The sequence below is a fragment of the Deminuibacter soli genome (assembly GCF_003412455.1).
In the GTDB taxonomy this organism is placed as follows: domain Bacteria; phylum Bacteroidota; class Bacteroidia; order Chitinophagales; family Chitinophagaceae; genus Deminuibacter; species Deminuibacter soli.
Map to the genome: position 1 here is coordinate 78,853 of NZ_QTJU01000013.1, position 12,434 is coordinate 91,286.

The 12,434-nt window shown below is 47.0% G+C and carries 5 protein-coding genes; 1 reads left to right on the plus strand and 4 read right to left on the minus strand.

Features of this window, described 5'->3' with window-relative positions:
• Positions 1–37 precede the first annotated feature (37 nt).
• The gene (locus DXN05_RS22670; RefSeq protein WP_116849591.1) at positions 38–964 is read left to right on the plus strand and encodes a hypothetical protein; all 927 of its coding nucleotides are present in this window, start codon (positions 38–40) and stop codon (positions 962–964) included.
• Between the two features lie 2 nt (positions 965–966).
• Here DXN05_RS22670 and DXN05_RS22675 read toward each other — a convergent pair whose 3' ends face one another.
• The 4 genes from DXN05_RS22675 to DXN05_RS22690 all read right to left on the minus strand — a co-directional run bounded on the left by DXN05_RS22675 (position 967) and on the right by DXN05_RS22690 (position 12,289).
• Positions 967–4,320, minus strand: a complete 3,354-nt coding sequence (locus DXN05_RS22675) for a VCBS repeat-containing protein (protein ID WP_116849592.1) — start codon at positions 4,318–4,320, stop codon at positions 967–969.
• 58 nt (positions 4,321–4,378) lie between these two features.
• Positions 4,379–7,702, minus strand: coding sequence for an FG-GAP-like repeat-containing protein (locus tag DXN05_RS22680; protein WP_245975281.1), 3,324 nt, complete (start codon positions 7,700–7,702; stop codon positions 4,379–4,381).
• 85 nt (positions 7,703–7,787) lie between these two features.
• Positions 7,788–9,329 (minus strand): RagB/SusD family nutrient uptake outer membrane protein, encoded by a 1,542-nt coding sequence (locus tag DXN05_RS22685; protein WP_116849594.1) that lies wholly within the window; start codon positions 9,327–9,329, stop codon positions 7,788–7,790.
• Between the two features lie 20 nt (positions 9,330–9,349).
• Positions 9,350–12,289: a SusC/RagA family TonB-linked outer membrane protein gene (locus DXN05_RS22690; RefSeq protein ID WP_245975282.1), complete on the minus strand. Its 2,940-nt coding sequence runs from the start codon at positions 12,287–12,289 to the stop codon at positions 9,350–9,352.
• Positions 12,290–12,434 lie beyond the last annotated feature (145 nt).

Here is a 12,434-nt window from a genome sequence, read left to right on the forward strand (position 1 = left end):
ATGCTGCCGGTGTTGCGCATACCTACAACGGTTGTATATGAAAAAATGGATGATCGGCTGTCTTATAGTGGCAGCAGCAGGTACAGGCCTCATTTACTGGTTTATTCCCGCGAGTTTACAGGTTGGTGAATCATTGTATGTAAAATGTACTTTCAATGGTGTACGACGAACTATGCAGAACAACAGCTGGGAACGCTGGTGGCCCGGCGCAGTTAAAAGCAAGCCTTATGAACTGGATGGATTTACGTTTCAGCCAGACAGCACTTCCAATAACGCATTAAGTATCCGCATCAGCGATGCAGGCAGTGCACATGCCTCTACCATGTTGCTGATACCCTACCAGATTGATACCACTATTATTACCTGGGGCAGCATTGTATACACCGGGGGCTCTCCTTTCTCCAAACTGAAAGCTTATTTTCATGCACGTGAACTAAAACAAAGCTTGCATGCTGCTATGCTGGCGATGCAGCGTTTTATGGGCAAAAATGAAAATGTATATGGCATACCGGTATGGGAAACCAAAATACAGGATACTGCGCTCGCTGCCATTAAAACTTATTACGACCATTACCCCGGCACTGCTGATATTTACCAGCTGGTTGCCAGTATTGAACAATACGTCGCAGCCAGCGGCGCACATACCATTAACCCACCCATGCTGAATGTGAACCAGGAAAAGGGAAGTAATCAATACGAAGCCATGGTAGCCATACCAACCGGTAAATTATTACCGGGCAATGGCACAGTTGTTCCCAAAAAAATGATTCACAGCCCTATTGCCGTAACAGAAGTAAAAGGCGGGGAAGCCACCGTACGCTGGGCTTTTGCACAGCTGCAGCAATATGTGCAGGATACGCACCGCATGCAGCCGGTAATACCTTATGCCGTGCTGTTAACAGACAGGAGCAGGGAAACCGACACCAGCAAATGGGTTACCCGTATCTGTTTCCCGATATTCTGATTTTATTTGGGTTGCGCTAACTGTATTACCATCGTACTGTCGTTGTTACGCGCCAGTATCCATGCCTTGCGCTGTTTTATGGTAATGGGTTTAATATAACGTACCTGGCCTTTTACAATTACACCATTTATGGGCATTGCTGCAAACCGGCCTTTGCCTTTGTTCAGCAACACTGTTCCGTAGTCTGCATCGTTACGCCCCATCTGGATGTTATTGTCGTAAATGTTGCCGGCCAATAATAAATCAGGCAAACTGTCCTTGTTTACATCCAGTACAGTTGCTGCGCGGTACGAGGACAGCTGCGCCTGCCAGGGCAATGCAACTGTAGCAAAATTCATTTTACCATCGTTGATCAATACTGCATTGCTGAAATAATCAGCAGTTAATACTTTCGCACTTTTCAGCTTCGCTTCAGGGAATATGCCGTGCAGGGGCGATTTCGCAAAATCTTCTGCATACAGGAATTTCTTTTTGAGGAAAGGCATTTTGCGTTGCAGCTCATCTTTGTTGGCAAAAGGCAGTTCTTTGTTTTCAAGATAATACGTCAATACCTGTTCCCTGGTCCCGTTATCATCAAAGTCGTTGTAATACAAACGCACCGGTTGATCTGCACTTGCTTTCAACCTGCTGTTTAAGCCCAGGTTACCCGCTACCAGGTCAATATCGCCATCGTTGTCTATATCACAGGGCAATATAAAATTCCACCAGCCCTTGTTGGTGGTCAGGTATTTCTTTTCAAAATGGCCGTTGTTGTTGATGAAGGCACAAATGCCATCCCATTCAAGCGACAACAGTAAATCCTGGTCACCGTCTTTGTCAATATCAAACCAGCAGCCCTGGGTAACCAAACCAATATAGGCCAGGTCTTTTGCATACGCAGCTGTTACATCTTTAAACTTACCGGTGCCATCGTTTTGCAGCAGGTACGAGCGGGGTGTTTCGCCATATTTAAAGGGTTCGGCTCTTCCGCCGATAAACAGGTCAATAAAACCATCATGGTTAAAATCAACCGGCGCAACGCAGGATGCAGTAACATACACACTGTCAAAAGCGTCTTTCTTCCGGTTCAGGTGCCCTGTGCCATCATTGAGGTATACACGCGGCAGCTGGTTGTCATCATAGCCATAATATTCGTTACCACCGCCTGCAATCACCAGGTCGTTGTGGTGGTCATTGTTTACATCTATCCATACGGCATCTACTGATTCGTACATGCTGTCTGCATCAAGTTGTGGCTGGGGCAGGCGCACAAATTTTCCGGATGCCTGTTGCGTAAATACAGCCGGTTTAAATGTTTTGGATGAACCGATGAATACATCTTCTAGCCCGTCTCCGTTTACATCGCCTACTGCAAGTGCAGGCCCCTCACGCGATACCATACGTGGAATCAGCGGCTCCCTGTCAAATTCTACAAAGGGATTTTCTTCATGTTTGTATTGCAGCGCGGTTTGCGCTGTAATATCTTTTACTGCCGTACCGGGATTAACAGAAAGTTTTTGGGTAAAGGCAGCAAAATCAAATACCGGCAGGTTGGGCTTGTAGTTCACCAGCAAGGTCTTCCCGGTATCCTGCTGCCAATGCAATTGTTCATACGTATTGTCGGGCCATACCAGTAAAATGGAATCGATTTTTGTGTGGCCGATGCCCACATGCAATGGCTGCTCCATGCTGGATAAAAAACCATGCACGGGGTATTTCTCGTACGTGCGCACATCGCTTCCTGCGTATACAATAAGGCGCGCACCAATGGCATGCTTGTTCTGCGCAGTACCGTTCAAATCTACTTTCAGGTAATTGGCAGCTTTGGCTTTATTGGTTTTGTTTTCATATACCAGTACTGGATCGTCGATATTGTTGACCACAATATCCAGGTCGCCGTCGTTGTCAAGATCGGCATACACCGCGCCATTCGAGTAGGTTGACTGATCGTTGGCCACGTTCGCAGCCATATCGTCAAACTGCATATTGCCCTTGTTGTGAAAGAAACGGTTCGGGATTTTGATCTGCGGGAACTTATCAATCAGCGCCATGTCTTTCTGATCCAGGTTGTTGTTCCTGATCTTTATCTGCACTTCATCGTTTGATACGTAGTTGATGTAATCAATATCGTTCAGCCGTTTGGGAATGCCATTCGAAATAAACAGGTCTTTCAGTCCATCGTTATCAAAGTCAACCCACAGTGGTGCCCACGACCAGTCTGTTGCAGCCATGCCTGCATACAAACCCACTTCGCTGAATACACCGTTTTTACGGTTCAGCTGCAGGTTATTACGCGTGTACTGGTAACTATACCCATTTTTTATTTTGAGGTTGAATACATCGTATTGGTCTTCCCCTTCCGAACGTTTCAGAATATAGGGGTCAGCAGGCAACATATCCATCGAAACGATCTCCGGGAAGGCATCGTTGTTTACATCAGCTACATCCACCCCCATGGAGTACATGCTGGTATGCATCATTTCTTTGGTAGCTTCTTCTTTAAACGTACCATCGTGCTGGTTAATGTACAGGTAATCGTTTTCGTGAAAATCATTGCCTACATAAATATCCGGCCAGCCATCGAGATTAATGTCAGCCACCGATACACCCAGTCCGTAACCAATCACCGCGCTGTTAATATGGGCTTCTTTGGTAACATCGGTAAACTTTGCATTGCCTTCATTGCGAAACAGGCGGTCGCCCGAAAAGGGGTTCGCGGTGCCCAATAACGTTTGTCTTGGGCCAAAGGTGCCGTTCTGGTGAATGGAATGGTTCAGCAGGTACATATCCAGGTCGCCATCCTTATCGTAATCAAAAAACACGGCATGCGTGCTGAAGCCTGCGAAATCAAGACCGTATTCTTTTGCCTTGTCTTCATACTGTGGTACACCGTTTTTATCGATGCCTTTGCATATCAGCAGTTGGTTATGACTGTTGAGTATTTCGTATTTGCCAACCCGGCAAACATAAATATCGAGCAGGCCATCGTTATTGATATCCACTACCGATACGCCGGTGCTCCAGCCGCCATCCTGCGGTATGGCCGCTTCGGTGGTTACATCGCTGAAATGCATGTTGCCTTTATTCAGGAACAGCCGGTTGCTTTGCTGGTTAGATGCAAAGAACAGATCAGTTAAACCGTCGTTGTTAAAATCACCGGCCCCAATACCTGCCCCATTATAAAAGTACATGTAATGAAACACGTTGAACTGATCTGTCGGGTGCAATTGGTTAGTAAACTTCAGCCCGGTAGCATCTGCGTCGAGCACCTCGAACATGGCGGGCTGCGTGGCTGTTTTATTTTTACACGAAACGCCGGCAATTACCAGTAACGTAAACCATATGCCTGGGCACCAATGCCGCTTTAGCTGAATCATATTTTATCGCCGGTTAGGTATTAAAAGCTAATATTACAACAATGCTGCGAAACACTTTTTAATGTGTGGCAATTGCCGCCGCTGCATACCGGTACAGTACCGGGTAATCATCATTCCGCAGAAACAATAGCCCCTGCCCGCTTTTGCTGTTTACAGGCAGAATATCTTTCACTACACCCATCACCTGCAAACCGGATCGGGACACAGGCAGGTTGCGAAAATTGCCCTTCCCATCGTTCAGCAGCACATTGCCAAAGCTCGCATCCAGCCGTTCAAACTGTGGCAGCAGGCTGCTGAGGTTGCCGCCTGTTACCATGTCTGCATATCCGTCACCGTTTATGTCTTTACATACAATTGCATTTACAGAAGACAGTTGTACGGCTGCAGGCATTAGCTGTATGCTGAATGTGCCGTTGCCCTGGTTAACAGCAATACACGAATAGCCATAGTTGAATTGTTTTACCAGCGCTTTTTCTGCCTGTTTACCCAGCAGGTCCTGTGCTGTTTTCTGTGCATAAGCACTATGTTTCAGGTTTTGCTTTTTGATGGAAGGCATCTGGTCCTGCATGTCCTGTTTTAAAAAGAAAGGCATGTCTTTCCCATTTACAGTACGGGTAACAATTTTATCCGTGCTGCCATTGCCGTCAAAATCGCCCAGCCACAGTTTGGCAGGATGTGCAGAATCCGGGCGCAGGCAAAAGTTGGGACCGATATTGCCCAACAGCAAATCCTGTTTGCCATCACCGTTTACATCACCCGCAGCAACTGTTTGCCACATGCCAAACAGGTTTTCCATGCCGGTATGTAATTCGGTTACAGTACCATTGGCAAACGCAAATACATGCGGCGCCATCCATTCGCCTGCCACAATCAACTCTTTGTTTTTATCCCCGGCAACATCGGCCCATACAGCCCCCGTAACCATGCCGAGGCGTTGCAATGGTTTCGCAGCAGCCATTACAGAGAAATGGCCGTTCCCATCGTTGATATAAATATTGCTCTCAGGCGATGCGCCATAGGTTACCGGTACACTGCGTGCGCCGATAAACAAATCCAGGTCACCGTCGCCGTCTATGTCATTGGCTGCTGCTACGCCGATATTGGCATCACTGGACGGGAAGGCTTGTGTGTCTATGGTAAAGTTGCCTTTGCCATCGTTCTTAAATAAACGCAGCTGAAACTGCCGGTCGGTAAAGCTGGCTTCATTGCCACCCGGACAAACCAACAAATCGAGGTCTCCGTCATGGTCACAATCAAACAGCAATGTAGCCACATCTTCAAAGTCGGCATACAGTTTAAAAGCAGGCGTCTCTTTCTTTACAAATGCTCCCGCAGCATTTTGCAGGTATAGCTGCCCGCCCTGCCCGGCTGCACCTCCTATAAAAATGTCTTCCAGCCCGTCACCGTTTATATCACCTGCAGCTGCACGCGGGCCCTCCCGGGAGAGCATGGCGGGTATATCCCGTTCGTAGTAAAAATCAATGTAATCGTCTTCTTTATGTTTATCAAAACTGGTTTTTACTTCCTGCAATAGTGCAGCTTCTTTTTTCGCGGACAATGCAGGTGGCATAGCTGATGCCGTTGATTGCTGCACTACCAGTACGGTATCAATAGGCGCGTGCTGTAACACGGTATGTGTTAAGTTAGGCCAGATAATTTCAACCGAATCAACGCGGTTGGTATTGCCCAGGCCAATCAGCTGCTTATAATCCATGCTGGATTGAAAGCCCCTGCTGGGCACCAGTTCGCGCGTTAACAACTGGCCGCCTGCATACAGTTTTATTTTGCTGCCAATGGCAAAGGTGTTAGGAGCATTACCTTTTAATACAAAACCGAGGTAGTGATTTTTATTCAGTTCACGCGCATTGTTGCGGTATACAAACGAAGGCGCATTCTCGTTGTTAATCACCAGGTCAAGATCACCATCGTTATCAAGATCGCCGTAAGCCGCCCCGTTCGAGAAGGATGCTTTGGTGACACCCCATGCACTGCCTTCATCTTTAAAACGCAGATCTCCCATATTGCGGTAGGCTTTGCTTACCATGGGTGTACGGGGAATATTTTTCAATACTTCATCTACGTTCTGTTTTTCACCGGTGAGTACCATTTTCTGGATAATATCACTGGCAAAAAAATCCATAAAGTCCAGGTTGGTTACATCCCGGTTTACACCATTACACACATAAATATCATTGAAGCCATCGTTGTCAGCATCAAACAGCAATGCGCCCCAGCTCCAGTCTGTTGCTGCAACACCGCTGTAGTTGGCAATATCGGCAAACTTGCCTTCAGGCGAATTCAGCTGTAAGCAGTTCTTCATAAACTGGTGATAAAAACCTGCTTTCAGCTTGCTTCTGTACAAGTCGATATTATCAAATGAGCCCAGTGTTTTCAACCTGAAATCCTCCTCAGGCAACATATCTGTGGTAAAGATATCGGGCCAGCCGTCGTTGTTGATATCTGCCACATCTGCCCCCATGGATGAAAAGCTGGCGTGCTGCATGCATTGCTCAAACTCATCTTTGAATGTGCCGTTCTTCTGGTTAATGTACAGGTAGTCGCGCTCGTACGAATCGTTGGATACAAACACGTCGGGATAACCATCGTTGTTAATATCGCCAACAGATACGCCCAAACCAAAGCTCATGAGGCTGCCATGTATACCGGCCTGTTTGGTTACTTCCGTAAAATGCCCGTTGTCGTTACGCCATAAGTGGTCTCCCCCGCCTTTCAGGAAATTGGCTACCGGCCATTCATGCTCCGGCAGGTCGCGGCGGTTGGCATAGCCCAGTGTATTAATGGGGATAGGACTGTTATTGATCATAAAACAATCAAGATCGCCATCCATATCGTAATCAAAGAAAGAAACCTGCGTGGTGTAGGCTTTTATATCGAGGCCATACGCAGCAGCAGAATCGGTGAAGGTGTTGTTGTGATGATTTATGTAGAGTTTATTTCTGCGGTTGCCATCTTTCATATGGCCTGAGTTGCATACGTAAATATCCAGCCAGCCATCGTTGTTGATATCAGCAAATACCACACCTGTGCTCCACATGCTGTCCTGCTTTAAACCAGCTTTGTCAGAGATGTCTTCAAACTGCCAGTTGCCTTTGTTTAAAAACAGTTTGTTGTTACCCATGTTTGAGGTGAAGAATACATCGGCCAGCCCGTCGTTGTTAATGTCGCCGATGGCTACACCACCGCCATTGTAAAAATTGCGGAAAGTAAAGCCATTCTCCAGTTTGCCGTCGGTGACTTCATTGTTAAACGCGATGCCTGTATTGTTCATGAGCTGGAAAAGAGTGGCATCCTGCTGCTTTTGTCTGCATGCGCAAACACAGCAAAGGGCAAGGGCTAATACAACATAATGGCAACGCAGCATATCGTCAAGTTATTTAAAAAAGAAGGGAAGGCCATTGGCTGGCCTTCCCCTGTAAAATACAATCCTTTTATGATTTCAGGTTAAATCAATAACCGGGATTTTGCTTTAAATTAGGATTAACCGCCAGCTGCTGGTTGGGAATTGCAAGCAGCAGGTATTTGGGATCATCATCCGGTTTTTCCTGCCATGGGGTAAGGAATTTACCAAAACGGATCAGGTCATTTCTCCTGTACTCTTCCCAGTACAATTCACGTCCGCGTTCATCCAGCAGGTTGTCCAGTGTAAGTGTTCCCAGCGGTGCAACACCACGGGCAGCGCGAATCTGGTTTACAAGTGTTACGCCGCTTGCATCACCCATGCGCAGCATGGCTTCTGCTTTCATCAGCAATACGTCTGAATAGCGATAGTATACATAGTCATTGTCTACGTTACCGCTGTTATCATTCGCATAGTCAATGGGATATTTGTTTACCCTGATACCGGTAACTTCCAGGTTGGTGCCGGTTTCAACACTTTGTACCTGCGGCGTAAATGCCAGTGGCTGACCAGTCTGGTCGTTCAATGGCGCGTCGGTAGTAAGGTTGTATTGCTGGCCTACCAGGAAGCCTACGTTTACACGTTTGCCGGGGTTAACACTGCCATCGTTGTAAGCAATACCACGACGCTGATCTGTAGCATCGAATTTGCCGTAGAAGTCAGACAGGGTAGTGAAACCATTCCAGCCGCTCGGGTTCTGGTTGTAGTGCATGGTTAAGTGCCAGCGTGAACGAACGTTGTTGCCGGTACCACCTTTGCTCTGGCCGCCTACCATTTCTTCGGTATAGATATTCTCTGTAGAAATGCTTCCGTTGGCAGGGGCAAAGTTGTCGAAATAATTGGTGGCGATAGAGAACTTACCGGCTCCGGCAATTTCGTTGGCCAGGTCAATTACTTTCTGCATGTCGGCATTGTCGAATGTAGGTGCTGCCCTGTTGGCGATAGCGCCTTTGTTCAGGTAACATTTCATCAGCAATACCCTTGCAGCCCATTTATTGGCTTTGGAAGCAGGGCCATCAGGCAAATCGTTTTTGATGGCTTCCACTTCTGTGATAATATAATCCAGCGCTTCAGTGCCTTTGCGTACCCTTGATGGGTTCAGTGTGCTTTCGCCCGGGTCGCGGTAAGGCACCTGGTCCCAGCAATCTAGTACGGTGAACATACAAAATGCGCGCAGGAAGCGGGCTTCAGCAGCCTGTTGTGTGGTAGGGTTAAAACGCAGCAGGTCTGTTGCACTGAAGGTAGTACCCAATAAGCCCGTGAAGCAGTCGCGGATATGCACATTGTCTGCATCCCATTTATGCGCATGTAACACGCGCCAAACACCGTTATCGTCCCAGTCCGGACCGCGTGTAGGTGCAATCAGTTCGTCGGTGGTCATTTCGGTCATGGCAAACACATTACCCTGATCCTGGTAATTGAATTGCATAGAGGCATACGTCGCTTTCAGCAGGGCGTCTACACTTGAGGTACCGCCACTGCCAACCTGGGCCTCGGTTGCATCACCCTGGAAAGTTTCGTCCAGCTTCGTACAACTGAACAGCAACAGGGATGATGCAAGTATTAGGATGAATATTTTTATGTATCGCATAAAATACAATTTGATCGTTGTTAAAGTGAAAAGTTAACACCCAGTGTGAATGTTCTTGCTGTAGGATAAGGCGTGTACTCAATGCCCGCAGAAGGCACACCATTCTGGTTCTTATCCACGTTCACTTCCGGATCAAACCCTTTGAATTTGGTTATTACAAACAGGTTGGAGCCTGTTACGTAAAAATTGATGTTCTTGAAAACATTGGCCACATTGCCAAGATTATAGTTCAGTGTAGCGTTCGCAAATTTCATGTAGCTGCCGTTCTCAATAAACCTGGCAGAAGAAGTAACGCGGTTGCTGAATGCTTCCTGTACAGGACTTTCAACAAATACTTTGGCAACGTTAAGTCCCTTGTTCAGGTTACCGATATTCACAACGTTGTTGAATGTGTTGTTGTACACATCTTTACCCAGTGCACCGTTCAGGTTGGCAGTGAACGACAGTTTTTTGTATCCCACTGTTGTGCTGAAGCCGAGCAGGGTTCTGGGGTTAGGGTTACCCTGGTAAGAAGGAACGTCACCATCCGGATAGATAGACTGGCCGGTAGCTTTATCCAGGCCACCATAAGCTCTTGTCCAGAATGCATTGATGGGCAAACCGTTTGCAATCACTTCCACCTGTGTACCAGATACACCCTGACCACTCAGGTTACCGGTAAAGATGGGAGCAGGCAGGCCAGATACCATATTTTTGATAAAGCTGGCATTAGCGCCTACTGACCAGTAAAACGCCTTGCCTTCTATTACACTGGCGTTTACATTTACTTCAAAGCCTTTGTTTATCACCTGGCCATCGAGGTTTTTCCAGGTTACTGCAGACGTTGGCGGAGCAGGGAAAATAGGGGTGGTCGGGAACAACAGGCCGGTTGTTTTCTTGTGGAAATAATCGGCTGTAATGGTGATCCTGTTTTTCAGGATACCCAGGTCAATACCAATGTTGTACTGCTCATCAGACTGCCATTTCAGCGAATCGTTCTGGTTGTTTACCTGTGCAGTACCGCCATTGTCGGTGAAAGAGTATTTGCGCAGTGAAGAACCTGAAGGGAATTCCTGGTTACCGGTTTTACCCCAGCTGCCACGCAGTTTCAGGTTGGTAATGGTATTTGATTTAAAGAACTCTTCCCTGTTGATATTCCATGCAGCGGCAAAAGAAGGGAAGTAACCGTGTTTGTTGTCTGCACCGAATTTGGTTGAGCCATCTTCACGCAGTGTTCCGGTGAATACATAACGGTCTCTGTAATTCAGCACCACCCTGCCAAAGTATGACATGAGGGCTGTTTTAGGATCCACAAAAGAAGTAATGCTTCTTGAGGCAGGATCAGAATATTGCAGGTAATCTGTGTAATCAAGGCCGTAGTTACCAAAACCACCGGCAGGGCCAAATGCCTTGATGGTAGCACCTTTATTTACAAATTTCAGGTACTCGATACCCAGCAGGGCATTCAGACTGAAATTCTTGGAAATTTGTTTGTTGTAGTTTAAGGTGTGGGTGATCTGCTGTGTAATCAGTTCGTTGTTGCCATAGTACGCAGCGCCTTTACCGGTATAATCAGTGAGGTTGATAAACTCGTTAATCATACTTCTCCTGATACCGGTGCTGTAGTTAATGCTGTACAACATGCGGTATTCAAGGTCATTGGTAATTTTGTAGTAAGGAGAAATAGCACCCAGTATGCTGGTTACTTTAGAACGGTCATTGTAAGCTTCAGACATGGCCAGCGGGTTTACAATAGCGCCGCTGATGTTCAGGGAATCATTTGCCAGGCGCAAAGGCTTGGTGGGGTTCCACTGTAAAGCCTGGCCAATCAAACTGCCTGTAGAACCGGCGTCATTGGTAATGGGTGCCAGGTTTTCAAGATATTGGCTGGCTACAACATAAAAGTCAAGACCAAGCCTTTTGTTTTCAAGGAATTTGAAGCCGGCATTCAGGCCAACTGAATATTTCTTGAAATCTGTTTTCTTAACAATACCCTGCTGATCCAGCAGGTTGGTAGATAAACGGTAGTGGCCGTTTTCGTTGCCACCGCTTACAGCCAGGCTGTAGTTTTGCGTGGTAGCATTACGCAGGATAGCATCCATCGCGTTAACGTCTCCGCCAAAATCACGGTTGGTCGCATCCAGGTTATATGATTTTAAAGCGGCCCTGTATTCGCCGGCATCCAGTATATCAATCTGTTTCATGATATGGCTGGTACCCACAGAAGCGCCAAGATCCAGTCTTGGCTGGCCGTTTGTTCCTTTTTTAGTAGTAATAAGCACAACACCGTAAGCACCCCTTGAACCGTAAATCGCTGTACCGGAGGCGTCTTTCAGCACATCGATCGAAGCAATATCGGCAGGGTTCAAAAAGTTGAGCGGGTTACCGGCAGGTGAGTTACCCAGGCCGGTGGCATTTAATGCCGGACGGGCAGAACGGCCATCCAAAGGAATACCATCTACCACGTACAAGGGAGAACCGGTGCCGGTGAGCGCTGAACTACCGCGGATTTTTACCGTGGTGGCACCACCTGGCTGACCAGAGTTGTTTAATACCTGTACACCTGCTACCTTACCCTGAATTAACTGGTCGGGCGCAGTAAAAGTACCTTTGTTGAAATCTTTCGCGCCAACAGATGCAACCGAACCGGTCAGATCTTTTTTGCGCACAGTACCGTAGCCGATCACGATAATGTCGTTCAGTGAACCTGTTTCAGGTTTTAAACTTACATCGGCCGTTGCAGAAGAACTGATGTCTATTTCCTGTGAGGTGTAACCCACATAAGACACCACAAGTGTTGTTGTTCCTGGTTTAACTGAAATGGTGAATGAACCCGTAGCGTTGGTGGTTGTCCCCCTGGTGGTTCCTTTTACGGCGACTGATGCGCCTTGAATGGGACTTCCTTTCTCATCTTTAACGGTTCCGGAGACCGTCTTGTTTTGGGCCCATAGGGTGGTAAGGCCAAAACATAGCACAAGCATGCATAGCACACTTCGGAGCAGTTGTTTTGTGGTCATGATGGCAAAAACTTTTCGTTAAAGTAAATGTAAAACCTTTTCTGTGTAAAAAATACACAAAAGGTTAAAAAAATAATAGCCTGGGTTAAAAATAGCTGAAGTGATAGTG

What these genes read in the sequence shown, in the direction of transcription:
- DXN05_RS22670 (WP_116849591.1), top strand. Translation starts at nt 38, where the DNA reads ATGAAAAAATGGATGATCGGCTGTCTTATAGTGGCAGCAGCAGGTACA.
- DXN05_RS22675 (WP_116849592.1), bottom strand. Translation starts at nt 4,320, where the DNA reads ATGATTCAGCTAAAGCGGCATTGGTGCCCAGGCATATGGTTTACGTTA.
- DXN05_RS22680 (WP_245975281.1), bottom strand. Translation starts at nt 7,702, where the DNA reads ATGCTGCGTTGCCATTATGTTGTATTAGCCCTTGCCCTTTGCTGTGTT.
- DXN05_RS22685 (WP_116849594.1), bottom strand. Translation starts at nt 9,329, where the DNA reads ATGCGATACATAAAAATATTCATCCTAATACTTGCATCATCCCTGTTG.
- DXN05_RS22690 (WP_245975282.1), bottom strand. Translation starts at nt 12,289, where the DNA reads ATGCTTGTGCTATGTTTTGGCCTTACCACCCTATGGGCCCAAAACAAG.